At 60.9% G+C, this 14,385-nt stretch carries 14 protein-coding genes and 1 pseudogene; 8 read left to right on the top strand and 7 right to left on the bottom strand.

Annotated features, from left to right (window positions below):
- Positions 1 to 99 precede the first annotated feature (99 nt).
- The gene (locus DYST_RS12920; RefSeq protein WP_102301550.1) at positions 100 to 1,692 is read left to right on the top strand and encodes a glycoside hydrolase family 30 protein; all 1,593 of its coding nucleotides are present in this window, start codon (positions 100 to 102) and stop codon (positions 1,690 to 1,692) included.
- Positions 1,693 to 1,800: 108 nt separating this feature from the next.
- Here the strand turns inward: DYST_RS12920 and DYST_RS12915 are convergent, their stop codons facing one another.
- The 3 genes from DYST_RS12915 to DYST_RS12905 are packed head-to-tail and all read right to left on the bottom strand — an operon-like array spanning position 1,801 to position 6,026.
- A complete protein-coding gene (locus tag DYST_RS12915) occupies positions 1,801 to 3,426 on the bottom strand; it encodes an MDR family MFS transporter (RefSeq protein WP_239946032.1) in 1,626 nt (541 codons plus the stop codon).
- Positions 3,423 to 4,538: an HlyD family secretion protein gene (locus tag DYST_RS12910; RefSeq protein ID WP_239946031.1), complete on the bottom strand. Its 1,116-nt coding sequence runs from the start codon at positions 4,536 to 4,538 to the stop codon at positions 3,423 to 3,425. The genes DYST_RS12915 and DYST_RS12910 overlap by 4 nt, the downstream gene beginning before the upstream one ends.
- A 15-nt stretch (positions 4,539 to 4,553) precedes the next feature.
- Positions 4,554 to 6,026 (bottom strand): TolC family protein, encoded by a 1,473-nt coding sequence (locus DYST_RS12905; protein WP_239946030.1) that lies wholly within the window; start codon positions 6,024 to 6,026, stop codon positions 4,554 to 4,556.
- An 86-nt stretch (positions 6,027 to 6,112) separates the two neighbouring features.
- On the opposite strand from DYST_RS12905, the gene DYST_RS12900 reads away from it, so the two are divergent.
- The 4 genes and pseudogenes from DYST_RS12900 to DYST_RS12885 all read left to right on the top strand — a co-directional run.
- Positions 6,113 to 6,889, top strand: coding sequence for an AraC family transcriptional regulator (locus tag DYST_RS12900; protein ID WP_239946029.1), 777 nt, complete (start codon positions 6,113 to 6,115; stop codon positions 6,887 to 6,889).
- 204 nt (positions 6,890 to 7,093) lie between these two features.
- The gene (locus DYST_RS12895; protein ID WP_239946028.1) at positions 7,094 to 8,074 is read left to right on the top strand and encodes a fatty acid desaturase; all 981 of its coding nucleotides are present in this window, start codon (positions 7,094 to 7,096) and stop codon (positions 8,072 to 8,074) included.
- Positions 8,075 to 8,216: 142 nt separating this feature from the next.
- Complete coding sequence (locus DYST_RS12890; protein WP_239946027.1) at positions 8,217 to 9,014, top strand: arginase family protein; 798 nt, start codon at positions 8,217 to 8,219, stop codon at positions 9,012 to 9,014.
- A pseudogene (locus DYST_RS12885) lies at positions 8,990 to 9,286 on the top strand (glutathione S-transferase N-terminal domain-containing protein); the annotation flags it as partial. The gene DYST_RS12890 and the pseudogene DYST_RS12885, both read left to right, overlap by 25 nt.
- Before the next feature lie 129 nt (positions 9,287 to 9,415).
- On the opposite strand, the gene DYST_RS12880 reads toward DYST_RS12885, so the two are convergent.
- The 4 genes from DYST_RS12880 to DYST_RS12865 form a co-directional block, all read right to left on the bottom strand.
- Complete coding sequence (locus DYST_RS12880; protein ID WP_239946026.1) at positions 9,416 to 9,892, bottom strand: hypothetical protein; 477 nt, start codon at positions 9,890 to 9,892, stop codon at positions 9,416 to 9,418.
- A gap of 61 nt (positions 9,893 to 9,953) precedes the next feature.
- A complete protein-coding gene (locus DYST_RS12875; RefSeq protein ID WP_239946025.1) occupies positions 9,954 to 10,895 on the bottom strand; it encodes a hypothetical protein in 942 nt (313 codons plus the stop codon).
- 324 nt (positions 10,896 to 11,219) lie between these two features.
- Positions 11,220 to 11,480, bottom strand: coding sequence for a hypothetical protein (locus DYST_RS12870; RefSeq protein WP_239946024.1), 261 nt, complete (start codon positions 11,478 to 11,480; stop codon positions 11,220 to 11,222).
- Between the two features lie 12 nt (positions 11,481 to 11,492).
- Complete coding sequence (locus tag DYST_RS12865; RefSeq protein ID WP_239946023.1) at positions 11,493 to 12,053, bottom strand: oxidoreductase; 561 nt, start codon at positions 12,051 to 12,053, stop codon at positions 11,493 to 11,495.
- A 136-nt stretch (positions 12,054 to 12,189) separates the two neighbouring features.
- On the opposite strand from DYST_RS12865, the gene DYST_RS12860 reads away from it, so the two are divergent.
- The 3 genes from DYST_RS12860 to DYST_RS12850 all read left to right on the top strand — a co-directional run bounded on the left by DYST_RS12860 (position 12,190) and on the right by DYST_RS12850 (position 14,308).
- Positions 12,190 to 13,119 (top strand): AraC family transcriptional regulator, encoded by a 930-nt coding sequence (locus tag DYST_RS12860; protein WP_239946022.1) that lies wholly within the window; start codon positions 12,190 to 12,192, stop codon positions 13,117 to 13,119.
- Positions 13,120 to 13,335: 216 nt separating this feature from the next.
- Positions 13,336 to 13,506, top strand: a complete 171-nt coding sequence (locus DYST_RS12855; protein ID WP_239946021.1) for a hypothetical protein — start codon at positions 13,336 to 13,338, stop codon at positions 13,504 to 13,506.
- A 73-nt stretch (positions 13,507 to 13,579) separates the two neighbouring features.
- Positions 13,580 to 14,308 (top strand): hypothetical protein, encoded by a 729-nt coding sequence (locus DYST_RS12850; RefSeq protein ID WP_239946020.1) that lies wholly within the window; start codon positions 13,580 to 13,582, stop codon positions 14,306 to 14,308.
- Positions 14,309 to 14,385 lie beyond the last annotated feature (77 nt).

Genomic DNA, 14,385 nt, shown 5'->3' with positions numbered 1-14,385 from the left:
CGTTGCCTGGAAACTCGAATCTGCCTGTTTGGATGCGCAAGCCTAGGAACTTCGTGATACGAGTGGACTGCTACATGATTGATGGGCTTTGCGTACGCTATGGATGAGCACGGGTCGGAATCCGGTCGAACTGCCTTCGCCTTCATTGCGTTGCTTACCTTGCTCACCCTCGCGGCCCTTTACGCGCCGCGTTTCGAGCATCGCTCCGTCGTCGCCAGCGTTGCGCCTGCGTCACGGCCCATGGGGCCCACAGTCGAGCTGTGGCTGAGCACAGCCGATCGACGGCTGAAACTGATGCCGCAGCCCGACATCGCCATGAGCGCCCGCGGCTCGGCGCCCGCGGATGTCGTCATTGAAGTCGACAAGAAATACCAAACCATGGTCGGTTTCGGCGCGGCGATGACCGACTCATCCGCATGGCTGCTGCAGAACAAGCTGTCCGATGCGCAGCGCAGCGATTTGTTGCACGAGCTGTATGGGCCGCCGCCCAATCTCAATCTGAACATGATGCGCCTGACCATTGGCGCCTCGGATTTCTCGTTGAAGCCCTATACCCTGGACGATGTGCCCTTCGGCCAGACGGATCCAGAGCTGCAGCATTTCAACGTCACGCCCAATCTGCTCGACGTGATACCCGTGGTGCGCGAGGCGCTTTCCGTCAACGCCGGATTGCGCATCATCGCCTCGTCATGGAGTGCGCCAGCCTGGATGAAGTCCAGCCAAAATCTGATTGGCGGGGACTTGCTTGAGCAGTATGAAAGTACGTACGCGGACTATCTCATCAAGTATCTCGATGCCTATCGCGGTTACGGCATCCCCATCTTCGCGCTGACCTTGCAGAACGAGCCGGGCTTTGTGCCGGTCACCTACCCAGGCATGGAAATGCCTGCGGATACGCGGGCGCGTATCGTCTCGCAGTACCTCGGCCCCAAGCTGGCAAGCCGCACGCCTAAAACCGCCATCCTGGAATGGGATCACAACTGGAGCCATCCCGAGCAACCGCTGAGTGTGCTCGGCGACGCCGATGCCGCCCGCTATATCGACGGCGTTGCGTGGCATTGCTACGAAGGCAGTCAGTCGGCACAGGGGCGCGTGCATCGCGCGTATCCGCAGAAGAGCGTCTACATCACCGAGTGTTCGGGCGGTGACTGGGCATCAAGCATCAACGGCGAGCTGATCTGGTTCGCGCGCAATCTGCTGGTCACGGGTATCAGGCAGTGGGCCAGCGGTGTGGTGTACTGGAATCTAGCCCTTGACGAAAACCACGGCCCGCACTTCGGTGGCTGTGCCGCCTGCAAGGGCGTGATCATGGTCGACTCGAAGACAGGCGAAGTCAGTCGCAATGACGAGTACTACGCGCTGGCGCATTTCAGCAAATTCGTGCTGCCCGGCGCCGTGCGCGTGGCGTCCACCGACACCGATGCCGATCAGGGTATCGCCAATGTGGCATTCCAGAACGTATCGGACGGATCGATCGTGCTGGTGATGGTGAACAGCAAAACCGATGCGCGTCCTGTATCGGTGGTCGAGGGCCAGGTCCGGTTCGACTACACCATGCCGCCGCGAAGCGTGGCCACGTTCGAGTGGAACCATGACAAGACCGGTGCATGGGTGCGCCGTGCCGTGTCTTGGTTGGACAGGGCCGCGTCTGATGTAATCAAGAGACGTCCCGCCACGCCGCCGCAGCATTGAGGCGAGGATGCCCGCTTTTCGTTGCTATATGGGCATGTCGATTTCAACATTGCGAGCAGGCTGAGCTGGCGCGGGCAGGCTCGAACCAGGTTTCTGCCGCTACGTCCATCAAGCCACTTCAACCGTAGATTCCATCGCCTCGGCGGCATCACTGATGGCCTTGGGCTCCGCGTGCCGTGCACTGCGAAACAGGAATGCCCCGCCTGCGCAGAGCAGCATGGTCACACCAGCGAGCAGGAACACATCGCTATACGCCTCCAGCAACGCCTGCTTGTGCACCACCGAGGCTAGTTGCGCCAGCGAGCGCTGTCGCAGGCCAGCGTAGGCCGCCCCTTGCAGTGCATCCGATGGAGCTACCGCGTGGCCCGCCAGGCGAGCTACGCCCTGTGCGATACGGTCGCGGTACGCAGCGAGGTAGGGCGTCACGTGCTCACCGATGCGTTCGGCGTGGAACTTCTGCCGCACCACCACCAACTGGCTGGCAATGGCGATGCCGATGGCACCGCCCACGTTGCGCACCATCGAGAACACGCCGGAGGCGGAGCCAAGTTCGGCCTTGTCCAGACCATCCACCGCCATCACGCCCAACGCCACCACGATCAGCGACTGCCCCACGCCACGCACAATCAAGGAAGGCACGGTGGTGTTCTTCGCGGCATCCATGTCGAGGTGGATGTTCATCAGGCAACCGATCGCCATGATCACAAAGCCCGCACCAATCGCCAGACGCGGACTGGTGGCCCGCATCAACGGTGGCGTGGCAAACGACATCACGAACTGCACGATGCCGTAAGGGATCATGGTCAGGCCGATCTCGCGTGCGTTGTAGCCCTGTACATCGGCAAAGTAGTTGGGCACGAGAAACACCACGCCAAACACCACCGCGCCAAACAGAAACTGCATAAGGCTCGCCAGCCCGAAGTTGTAGGCACCGAGCAGGCGCAGGTTGATGAAGGGCTGCGCGCGGCGCAGCTCAGTCCAGACAAAAGCCACTAACCCGACGACAGCGACCAGACTGGATAACACGATGAAGGAGGAGGAGAACCAATCCTTACGCTCACCCTCTTCAAGCATGATCTGCAAGGTAGAAAGGCCCAGCGCCATGGCGGTAATGCCGCCCCAGTCGCCATTACGTAGTTTGGCCAAGTCGGGCGCGGTCGGGCGGATGGACCAGCCGATCGCAGCCAGCAACGCCAGCCCCGGCGGAATCTGCAGATAGAAGATGTAGCGCCACGAATACATCTCGGTGAGCCAGCCACCCAGTGATGGCCCCGCTGCCTGCGCCACATTGTTGGATACGGCGAACAACGCCATGCCCAGCGCATGCTTCGAGCGCGGCAGCTCGGTCACGATCAACTGGAAGCTCAGGGGAATCAGCACACCGCCAAACGCACCCTGCAGCGTGCGCGCCAAGATCATGGTGCCGATGTTGGGCGCTAACGAGCAAAGGATGGAGAACACCACGAAGCCAGCCGTGCCAGTCATCAGCACGCGTCGCATCGAGAACACCTGGGTCAGCCACGCGGCCAGCGGTATCACGATGATCTCGGCCACCAGATAGGCCGTGCTGATCCACGAACCTTCTTCGAAGGTGGCGCCCAGCGATCCGCGAATATCTGGCAACGATGCATTGGTGACGTGTACGTTCATACCCGCCAGGAAACAGCCCACTGCACCGCCGATCACCGCGACCCAGGTGCGTAGAGAAACCTTCTCCTCGGCCTCTGCACTCATGGCGTGCGTTGCGTGTCGATGGTGGCAACGACCGACATGCCGGGACGCAACGCGTCCGCCTCGGCAGCGTCCAGTGCGATGCGCAGCGGCATGCGCTGCACGATCTTGGTGAAATTGCCGGTGGCGTTATCCGGCGGCAGCAAGGCGAATTCCGCGCCCGACGCGGGGGACAAGCTTTCCACGCGGCCATGCAAATGGCGCCCGCCCAGTGCATCCACCTCCACTTGCACCGGCTGGCCCAGGTGCACGCGGGCCAGCTGTGTCTCCTTGAAGTTGGCCACTACATAAGTGTCACGCGGCACGATGGCGAGCAGGGGCGTACCCACCGCGACGTACTGGCCCACACGCAGACTGCGCTGTCCCACCCGACCGCTGCTGGGTGCCTGGATGCGTGTGTGGTCCAGATCCAACTGCGCCAGCGTCAGCGTGGCTTGCGCCTTGGCGAGATCCGCTTCGCCCGCATCGCGTGCCGCTTCTGCTTTCGCGCGCTCCGTTTGCAGGGATACAAGGCGTTTGCGACTACCGGCCAGCGCGGCCTGAGCCTGCGTTTGTGCGGAGGCGCTCATGGCTGCTTCCGCCTGCGCGCTTTCCAACTGCTCCTGGCTGGCGATCTGTTCCTGCTTTAACCATTGCTGGCGTTGGTAGGCCAGTGCAGCCTTGTGTGCGGCGGCCTGTTGCGCGGCGACATCGGCTTCTGCCGCGGCGATGTGGCTGGTCTGTTCGTCGGAGAGCGCATCCAGATTAGTGATGGCCGCACGGCGTCCGCGCAGCTCGGCATCGGCGGCATCCACCGCGCCTTGCGCAAGCGCCACGCGGGCGAGGTAATCACTATCGTCGATGCGGGCCAGCACGTCGCCGGCCTTGACGTCCTGATTGTCCTGCACGAGTACTTGGGCCAGATAACCGCTCACGCGCGGGCTGACCGTGACGATATCGGCACGCACATAGGCGTCGTCCGTGCTTTCGCGATAGCGCGCCACCAGGCACCAGTAAGTGATGCCGCCAAACAGCAGCGCGATGCCGGCCAGTGCGCCCGCGAGTGCGCGCGGGCTGCGCTGGGCCCATGCCCTGGCATCGCGGATGGCGGTGAAACGGTTAGGTCGATTCAACATGAGGGTTCTCGCGTATCAGGGAGCGGATCCGGCAGCGCCGGAACGTGGAGATGGAGCGGGCGCGGCGGCATCGGTTGCCTGCCAGCCACCACCCAGCGCGCGAAACAGACCGAGCTGCGCCACCGCGACGTTCGCGTCAGAAGCGGTGGCAGCCAGTCGCGCGGCGACGTCGCTGCGCTCGGCGTCGAGTACGTCCAGCGCATCGACCGCGCCCAACGACTGTCCGCGCTGAGCGAGGGCCAGTGCCTCGCCGGTCTGTGTACTGGCGTGTTGCAGTGCTTCGCGGCGGCGTTGCGCGGCGGCATAGCTGTTGAGCGCGGTGCGTACGCTGGCGAGTGCGCGCAGGATGCTTTGGTCGAAGTCGGCCAGCGCCGCGCGTTGATCGGCCCGAGCCGCCGCTATCTGCGCACGCGCCACCGCAACGTTGGGGAAGCGCCATGACAGCAGCGGCCCGATGCGCCAAACCGTCGAGGCGCGGGCATCCAGTTCGCTGACGTGGCTGGCGGAACTCAGCACGCCAGCACCGATGGATACCGAGGGATACAGCTCCGCCGTGGCGATGTCGATGCCCGCTGTGCTGGCGCGCAGATGTTGATCCGCCGCACGTACATCGGGGCGCCGCTTCAGCAGATCGCCGACGTCGCCCACCGGCAACGCCGCCGACAATTGCGGCACGGCATGGCAATCGGTGGCACCCGCGGGCATGCCATCCACTGGTTTGCCCAGCAATACGGCCAGTTCTTCGATCGCGTTGTCATGCGCGGCCTGCAGGTCCGGCAAAGCCGCCGTGGCTTCGTCGACCAAGCCTTGCGTGCGCACCACATCCAGGCGGTTGCCGGCGCCGGCCGTCAACCGTTTGCGTTGCACCGCGAGACTCTGGTTGAGCAGATCGATCGAACGACGCGCATCGATCACGCGTGCCGCGTAGCCACAGATGTCCACGTAGGCGCGCGCCGTTTCCACGGCCACGTCGATGCGAACACCATCGGCACGTGCCTGCACCTCGCCGGCATGCGCGCGAGCCTGACGCACAGAAGCTCCCAGGCGACCGTTGAGGTCGGTGTCCCATGAGAAATCCAAGCCGGCGTCGTATCGCAGGCCTGTGCGCACGGGTGTGTCATCGAGTGCGGCGGCAAGCTGGTCAGTGGCTGTGCTGCCATAACCCGCGCCCGCCGTCAGCTGGGTCGAAGGCAGGCGCTGGCGTCGACGCACATCAAGCACGCTGTGGGCCTGAGCTACCCGCGCGCTGGCGGCCTCCAGATCCAGGTTGTCACGTAGCGCCTGCTGTACCAGTTGGCCCAGCAGGGGATCGTCGTAAAGCGTCCACCACGATGTCCCGGCCGGCGCCGAGGACATGCCAGGTTGGTCATGACGTAACAGGCCCTGGTCTGGCGCGATGGGCACGCGCGCAGGCGCCACCGCAGTAGGCGGCACGCAGGCGCTCAAGGGGAGCAATACAGCGGCCAGGAAGGGAAATCGACGCAGCATCGGAAGGCACTCAATGAGATCGACTCTCATTTGGCCATGGCTGCCGGTTGTCTTCCATACTAGATCGAGACGACAATCGTCGCGTAATGGACACGCTGCGTACCCTCGACGATTGCGAAGCCTGCGAGCGCCCCGTGGCGGCGCTCGCCACCGACTACGTGCACGGGGCGGAAGTGCCTCCGCACAGCCATCGCCGCGCCCAACTGATCCACAGCGTTACCGGCGCCATGACCGTGGCCAGCGCGGAGGGCCGCTGGGTGGTGCCTGCTGGCAAGGCGTTATGGATGCCTGCCGGCATGGCGCACCAGATACGCATGGCCGGTGATGTGGGCATGCGCACCGTGTTCGTTCGGCCCGACGCGCGCGACGGCCTGCCACAGCGCTGCGAGGTCATCGACGTATCGCCGCTGCTGCGTGAGGCCATCATCGCTGCCATGGCGATTCCGCTGGATTACCAGGAAAGCGGCCGCCACCACCGCGTGATGGAACTTATCCTGGACGAACTGGAACAGGCGCCGCGCCTGGCCATGCACGTGCCCTTCCCGAGCGAGCCGCGCCTGATGCAGATATGCCAGCACCTGCTGGCCGAACCAGCAACCGCGCCCTCGTTGGACGAACTGGCCGTTCGCATCCATGTCAGTGGCCGCACGTTGGCGCGATTGTTCGAGCGGGAGCTGGGCATGTCGGTCAGCGCGTGGCGCCGGCGCATGTGCATTGTGCTTAGCCTGCCCCGCATGGCCGCAGGCGCGTCGCTGGGGCAGGTCGCGTTGGAGTTCGGTTACGACAGCCCGAGTGCGTTCACTGCCATGTTCAAACGTGAACTGGGCGTAGCGCCCACTGCGTATCTGGCGCAGCACGTTTAGGGCGTCATCTTGTGGGCGTCGGGGTGCGAGCCGATCGCCGGGCCGGGCCGGGCAGTCGGTTTAGACGTCTTATTCGGCGTAAAAAGTTGCCGCGCAGAGGCCGGTTGGCGGCGGTATGTCGGTCCTGGCCGCTGGCGGTCTCTTCAGTCTGTCAAAAGGCGCTGCTAGCTTATGCAGCGACCATGTCGTGCTTACGGGGAACAGATGGACCTACAGGCAGCGGTAACGATGGATGGAGCCCAGGCAGCGGCAGAGCGGCAAACATCTCGACGTGTTCCCATCGACCATCGCGTCAATGGGGCGCTGCTGGGACTCGTCACCACGGCTGTCCTGTTGCAGCTCATCGCGTGGCCCTTCCTGTTGCGGCACTGGGGCACGTCTGCGCTGTGGCTTGCCGTGCCGCTCGTGGTGTTGACACCTATGCATTGGGGGCTGATCCATGAATCCATCCATGGACATCTACTGCCCCAGCGCCAGCTCAATGAATGGTTTGGGCGAGCACTGTCCATCGCTTTCGTATTGCCGTTCGACGCCGTTCGCTTCGGCCACCTGATGCATCACCGCTACACCCGCGAATCCTTTGACCGGCCGGATGTGCATGACGGCGCAACGCATCCCATGCTTGCGCGCTTGGGCTACTACGCGCATCTGCTAGGCGGTCTCTATCTGGCGGAACTCGCCGTGCCGCTGCTCACCTTTCTGCCATCCACCTGGGTGTGCCGACTCGTCGCCTACAAGCTTCGCAGCGACGAACCTGTCGGCCGGGATGTCCAGCGCCTGTTTGTTGCCTTTGCCGGAAACAAGGACCGGCGCATGCGTATGCGGCGCGACTGGATTCTGGCACTCACACTCTATGCCTGCGCGTTCTATTTCTACGGGGCATGGTGGCCCGTGCTTGCTATCACGATGTTCCTGCGTGGACTGTGGCTGTCACTGGCAGACAATCTTCCCCACTACGATGTCACGCTTGACGAACAGGCGCGTGCTCGCAACTTTCGAGTGTCCGCCATCTGGCGCCCTGTGTTGATGAACCATCATCTTCATCGTCTGCATCACCAGCATCCGACGCTGCCGTGGACGGCGCTTCCGGCGCTTGCCCGCAGCAACGGTACCGTCGCGGACACCGACGCCGGTTATTTCGGCGCCGCACTTCGTCAGCTTCGCGGACTGGGCAGAATCCATTAGCGAGTTGAGGACAGGTCCCCGTCAACTACCTCGGCGCGGGGAGTGGAGCGCTGTCGACATGTGTTGATGTGGGAAGTTGCAAGTGATATCACGGTGCTTGCCGAATTCCTTCCTTCGCGCCGGCAAACCGGTAGGTGGATTCATGACAGAGCCCTTCGATCTGGCGCTCGGCTACCTGCAATGGCAGGGCTCAAGCCGGAGCACGAATATCTTGCGTGGTGCGAAAGCGGTTGCGGAGGTCTGCTCGCGATTCGCACCACTCGTATCTCTGTGTGAAAGCGACAAGTCTGGCGACGATTACGGCATCCATTATTGGGATGCCATCCATGATCAGTTTTGCCAAGCTCAGCGCCTGCTTGCTGAGCACCGTCCTCGTCGGCTGCTGACGGCCGGAGGCGATTGCGCCGTAGACATTGCTGCCATCGATTATCTCCATGGCGTCTATCCGGATCTGCAAGTCATCTGGATCGACGCGCACATGGATGCCAATACGCCTGAGACAACGCCAAGCGGCTATTTTCATGGCATGCCGGTCAGCGCCATCATGGGCTTTGCGCCCGCGGCCATGCGTCGTCTACAAGGCAAGCCGATCGCGCCCGAGCGATTCAGGTACTACGGCATCCGTGTCGCGGATGCCGGAGACAAGGCGTTTGGCTCGGCTCTCGGCTTGCGTACCCTGGAGGCGGACCATGTGTTCAGCGGCCCGGTGCACATTCACTTCGACCTCGACGTACTCGACCCCATCGAGTTTCCCTACCTCTCCTATCGCGAACCTGATGGTGTCTCGGTCGCAGAGGCGCTCGCGTTGGTCCGCCGTATTGCGACGCAGGCGGATCTCGTCGGTTTGACCATTACGGAATTTGCTCCGGCGAATGAGGACGAGGCCCATCACGGTGCTGTTGTCATCGAGCGGATTTGCGAGGCCGCTTCGGGAAACTAAGTACCGCGAAATGCGAAGCCGCCTTTGAACGGTCGACCGACGGCGGCAAAGGACTGGCCCGCGATACGCGCGTTCAATGGGCGCTGGAAGAAGTGGGCCAGCCCTTCGACGTTCGGTATGTGTTGTTTCAGGTGATGAAGGAACCCGCCCATCTACGCCTTCATCCCTTTGGGCAAATTCCAACGTATGAAGAGGACGATCTGGTCTTGTTCGAAACCGGCGCGATCGTCCTCTATCTCGCTGAGCAACATACGGGCTTGTTGCCGAAGGATATCCATTGTGTGGTGCGTTTGCGGTGTGATTGATGCGTATACGACTAGAGATAAGTATTGTGATGATGCAATCAGGGATCAAGGTTGGCAGTGTTGGCTGCGTCGTAGATGGCCGTTGTCTTGCCGGATCTATCTAACAGCTTTTGTGCTGTTTTTTATCACCACCGCATCCACGCATCGCTTTCCACCGAGCAAGGTACGAACGCTGAGCCCGAAGGTTCCCCACGGCACGACTGCTTCCCATGAGGACAAGCCAGGGTCATCGGCCACGGGATCGCCGAGCCGTGTCATGCCAAACTTTTCCTTCAGCGTATCCTCGGGTACACAGGTCTCAAGGTCGAGATCGATGATCAGTATGGCGCCGACACCCTTCTGCTTAGGAGAGGGGATAACCGGCATCGTGCGCAGCTCGACTTTCCTGACTTTGTAGCCATCGGAGGTAATAAACGGTTGCGAAACGTAGATAGCCCCATATGCGTCTTCCGAAGTTACTCGCAACGGGACGCCCAGTGAGTCCTCCACTGTTACGGCGGATTGCGGCAACGGCTTTGGCATCGCATCGACCAGTTCGACCAACGTTCTATCGACTCTCTTCTCGATCGCCATTTGCGCCACTCCAAGACCCGGTATAAGTAAGAAAAGAAACGGCAGGCGTGTTGCAAATGCCTTAGTGACCACGGTTAGGCCTGGCATCGTATGCGTTTCCAAAGATGTTGTTGTAGGTATCGAGTTGCCCTGTATGGGGGTCGATACTTTTCTCTCCGTCGCCATAAACATGGCCGATGGATGCTGCTGCCGAACTCCAGTCCCCTGATGCAGCCCCCTGATCGTAGATTTGGTTGTATTGGGCCACATTGTCTGGATTGACTGACACTGGGATTCTGGGACCACCATTCGCCACTATTTCTCGCTGTGCCGTTATGTTGCTAATCGTTGCATAGCCTTCACTCAGCTGTTCTGACTGCAGGAAAGCCGCCTTAGAGCTGTAGTCATAGTTGGGCGGGTAGTCAAAGTGGCCAAGCTCATGACTAAGCTGGCTTACCGCCCACTCCGGCCGCGTTCGATACGCATCACCTATGTAGATTGTCTGTCGAACACTATTTGCTGCGCTGGCGAGCCCGGGTTGCTGGTATTCAATAGCCCATTTCCTCGCCTTTAGATCCTCTATCTGGCGTTGCATCGTGGGCGATTTTGCGACGATTGCGTCCACAGCATCCCCAAGGCCTGTCGTAGTACCCGACCGGGAGACCGGGGTCGATAGCACTCCGGCATAGCTTGATTTGGCCAGAGCCAGGGCTCGCTTGATCGCCACGTCCGCCGGCACGTCATAGCGAGGGAAGGAGGGCTCGCTTTCTGCACGAGGCGCATCCCAGAAAAAGCCACCGGATATGGCTCGCCGCCTTTTAGCTGAACGAATCAGCCACTCGATTTCGAACTGATGGCTAAAGCTAAGGCAAATGCCGCAATACACCGCCTTTCGAACCGGTGGCTCACCTGCCTCCCCTTCAACCTCTGTCCAGCGCGCTACAGGGCTAAAGGGTTTGTCTCTAAGCAAATACATATCCCGCTTCGGCGGGGTGCCTGCGATATCTGGACTCTCAATCTTCACGAGGTCTTCGTACCAAATATCCTGTCTCTCGACCCATCGCCCATCCGACCAACGACGAGACTGGTCCATCCACGAACTCATGCGATGACATCCATAGTTCCGAATGCTTTTCATAACGCATGGATCACCGATAGAAATCAATCAGACTGGTCCTGTTTCATCAAGCACAAGCTTGATGGTGTGACTGAGGGCAGTGGCTCCACTTGCACCCAGTCCCGGTGGGTCTTCTTCAGGAAGAGTGGAGTGGCCGCGCTTTTCAGTTCTTCTGTATGTCAAATTCATTCACGAAATTTGCACATGCACAGAAAGTGATTGATCCCTTCATCAGCCATCGGTCGAGCGCGAGATGGGCTCCCACTGATTGAGCTCCGCGTTCACTATGGATAGCTTCTGCCGCACCAGTTCGAGAGCATCGCTACCAAGCAACAGATGGTGTGGTGGCGAGTCTTGGGTGATCAGGTCCAGCATGACTCGCGCCGCTTTTGCAGGATCCCCAAGCTGCTTTCCGCTCTTCTGCTGGCGAGCCTCACGAATGGGGTCGAACAGTTCGTCATAATCAGGGATGGAGCGAGGCGTCCTGATCATCGAACGTCCTGCCTAGTCTGTGCGGAATGAGCCAGGAGCCACCGCTGTGACGGCGATGCCGAAAGGCTGCACTTCCTTGGCGACCGTTTCCGAAATGCCTTCCAGTGCAAACTTGCTGCCGCAATAGTAGGCAATGCCGGGCATCGTGATATAGCCACCCATCGAGGTGATGTTGAGGATATGTCCCCTGCGTCGGCGACGCATGTAAGGCAGCACGGCTTTCATCATGGCTACGGCACCAAAGACGTTCACATCAAACTGTCGCCGCATCTCTGCCAATGGCGATTCTTCCAGAATGCCTTCGTGGCCGTAGCCGGCGCTGTTGATCAGCACGTCGATCGGACCCACGGTCTCTTCGATATCGGCAACGACGCCGTCGATCGCATCAAAGTGCGTGACATCGAGCAAGCGACCAGCAGCCTCGCCTGAGGCAAGCGCCTCGAACTCAAGCAGGGCTTGTTTCGTCCGCACCGTGCCAACCACCCGGTGACCTTTGGCGAGTGCCTCCTGAGCCAGGGCTCTACCAAACCCGCTGCTGACTCCGGTGATGAGCAACGTCTTGCTTGCTGACATGGCAGCGCTTCCTTGATGGTGAACGACGCTTGCACGATAGGCTCTGTTAGACTCGCCATTAACGCCCGATGTTCTCCTTTTCTTGCCTATTTCTATGAGTCGCCATCTTCCCGTGAGCCCGGTTGAGCCGGTTCGGATGGACGATAGCCAGCGCATGGCGGCCTTGGCTCGGGGGCTTGCGCCGCAGGAGGGATACAACCTCACGGCATTGCCCGGCGTGCGCATCCTGCGTTCGGATCGCACGCTATCCATGACGCCGGTCTTGTATGACCCCGGCATCGTGATCGTCTGCCAAGGGCGAAAGCGCGGCTATTTTGGCGATCAGGTTTACGTTTACGACGAGCAGCATTACCTGGCGGTTGCCGTGCCAGTTCCGTTCACCATGGAATCTGATGGCACTCCCGCACATCCGCTGTTAGCCATCTATATGCATCTCGACTTTCAGATGGCTGCCGATCTGATGATCCAGATCGACCGCGATCATTCGTCGGTCACCCACGAAGCACCGCTCAGCATGATGTCCAGTCCCATGGACGCGGCGCTGCGAACCTCAGTTCTGCGCTTTCTGGAAGCCATGAGCCAACCCTTGGAGGCCGCGGTGCTCGGGCTTGGTCTTCTGCGCGAAATCTACTTTCGCGTACTTGCGGGAGCCCAGGGAACGGCGCTGCGTTCGGCGCTAAGCATGCACGGACAATTCGGGAAGATAGGGAAGGCGCTTCGTCATATCCATGGTGCCTATGCCCAACCGATCAATCTGGCGCAGTTGGCCAAAGAGGCCGACATGAGCGTACCTACGTTCCATAGCCATTTCAGAGCGGTAACGCAAACCTCGCCAATGCAGTACCTCAAGTCCACGCGCCTGCACCAGGCGCGACTGTTGATGGTTCGCCAGGGGATGACAGCGGAAGCGGCGAGCTACGCCGTGGGGTATGCAAGCGCCTCGCAATTCAATCGAGAATTCAAACGTCTCTTCGGCCTACCGCCCCATGCCGAAGTAAGGCGCATGAGGACCGACTTCGCGATACCTCCCGCGCAAGCAGCATCGGAGTTCGTTTCATCACATTGAAGCCATGCGGCCCGCAGCGGATCGCTGCGCGCGACAACGTTGCCAAGGCGCGTTCAGCAGAGGACGCAGCCTTGATTCCCTGGTGCAGTGATGTGCGGCAAGCGAAATCACTTACGCTAACTGCATGTTTTTGCGTCGATAAATAGACGTCCATGTCGTGCCATTGACGCTTTTGTTGACGCTTGGACTCATTGGGGTGTCGATTAGACACCTCAAATGGAGTCGCTCGATATCAACAAGACGGCGATATGCCCGCAGGGCGCCGTTCTAGCGGGCATTACGTTTCTTTACTCAGGAACGCCAAGCGTTTCTTCGGCCTTGGCCGACATCTTGCTGGTGATGGATTTGCTTGATCCCGACCCGGGTCCTTATGCGTCGCTTACCTGACCAAGCGTTTCAGGCGATGCGAGCTCGCTAAGCCCGGTGATACGACGACTATCCAACTTCCGGTGGAGTACCTATGACAATCGGCGGCATTTCCAACAACAACTACTGGCTCAATCCATTGAACCAGTCCAACAGCACCAGCCAGGCCGGTGCTACCGGCAGCACCAGTCAAACGAGCGGTAGCGCTTCGTCAGGCAACGGTCTGTTCGGTGCAGTCTTTCAGGCGCTGTCGCAGCTAGGCGGAATCAGCGCGCCGAGTGCGTCCAGCGCAGCGACGACGTCCGGCGGGACGAGTACCGGTACATCCTCGAGCGGCACCTCCTCGACGCAGGATCCGTCACAGGCGATGTCTGCATTCATGCAGAGCCTGATGGCCGCGCTGCAGGCGCAGAATGCACAAGGCGCCAGTGCCACCGCAGCGGATGGTACGTCTGGCACCACAGCCAGTAGCGCCGTAGCCGCCACGTCGGCGACGACCGCTGCCACACCAACCACTAGCGCAGCCAATGGCGCCGAGTCGGCCGGTCTTCATCATGGCGGTGGCCACCATCATGGCGGACACATGCAGAGCGATCTGCAAAGCCTGATCAGTCAGCTCTCGTCCACCAGTTCCAGCTCGAGTACATCCACCACCGGCACGTCCAACGGCACGCTGGATTCGTTGCAACAGAGCTTCCAGAATCTGGTCAGCTCGCTGGGTGGCTCTGGCAGCAGCGCATCGCTGCCGAACTTCCTGCAGACGCTTTCAAGCGGGCTGGGCAATCCGTCTGCCTCGGGGTCGATGGTCAGCACGCAGGCCTGAGTGTCAGTGCTCTGCCTCCACCTTTCCCTTCTCGGGGAAGGTGGAGGCGGGCGCGGGAAACCCTAACTACCTCGTCG

It is taken from the genome of Dyella terrae (genome assembly GCF_022394535.1).
GTDB lineage: Bacteria > Pseudomonadota > Gammaproteobacteria > Xanthomonadales > Rhodanobacteraceae > Dyella.
This window is presented reverse-complemented; position numbering and strand designations above follow the sequence as displayed.

Excerpts from the sequence above, each read along its gene's own strand:
- DYST_RS12920 (WP_102301550.1), top strand. The coding sequence starts at position 100 with ATGGATGAGCACGGGTCGGAATCCGGTCGAACTGCCTTCGCCTTCATT.
- DYST_RS12915 (WP_239946032.1), bottom strand. The coding sequence starts at position 3,426 with ATGAGTGCAGAGGCCGAGGAGAAGGTTTCTCTACGCACCTGGGTCGCG.
- DYST_RS12910 (WP_239946031.1), bottom strand. The coding sequence starts at position 4,538 with ATGTTGAATCGACCTAACCGTTTCACCGCCATCCGCGATGCCAGGGCA.
- DYST_RS12905 (WP_239946030.1), bottom strand. The coding sequence starts at position 6,026 with ATGCTGCGTCGATTTCCCTTCCTGGCCGCTGTATTGCTCCCCTTGAGC.
- DYST_RS12900 (WP_239946029.1), top strand. The coding sequence starts at position 6,113 with ATGGACACGCTGCGTACCCTCGACGATTGCGAAGCCTGCGAGCGCCCC.
- DYST_RS12895 (WP_239946028.1), top strand. The coding sequence starts at position 7,094 with ATGGACCTACAGGCAGCGGTAACGATGGATGGAGCCCAGGCAGCGGCA.
- DYST_RS12890 (WP_239946027.1), top strand. The coding sequence starts at position 8,217 with ATGACAGAGCCCTTCGATCTGGCGCTCGGCTACCTGCAATGGCAGGGC.
- DYST_RS12880 (WP_239946026.1), bottom strand. The coding sequence starts at position 9,892 with ATGGCGATCGAGAAGAGAGTCGATAGAACGTTGGTCGAACTGGTCGAT.
- DYST_RS12870 (WP_239946024.1), bottom strand. The coding sequence starts at position 11,480 with ATGATCAGGACGCCTCGCTCCATCCCTGATTATGACGAACTGTTCGAC.
- DYST_RS12865 (WP_239946023.1), bottom strand. The coding sequence starts at position 12,053 with ATGTCAGCAAGCAAGACGTTGCTCATCACCGGAGTCAGCAGCGGGTTT.
- DYST_RS12860 (WP_239946022.1), top strand. The coding sequence starts at position 12,190 with ATGGACGATAGCCAGCGCATGGCGGCCTTGGCTCGGGGGCTTGCGCCG.
- DYST_RS12855 (WP_239946021.1), top strand. The coding sequence starts at position 13,336 with ATGGAGTCGCTCGATATCAACAAGACGGCGATATGCCCGCAGGGCGCC.
- DYST_RS12850 (WP_239946020.1), top strand. The coding sequence starts at position 13,580 with ATGACAATCGGCGGCATTTCCAACAACAACTACTGGCTCAATCCATTG.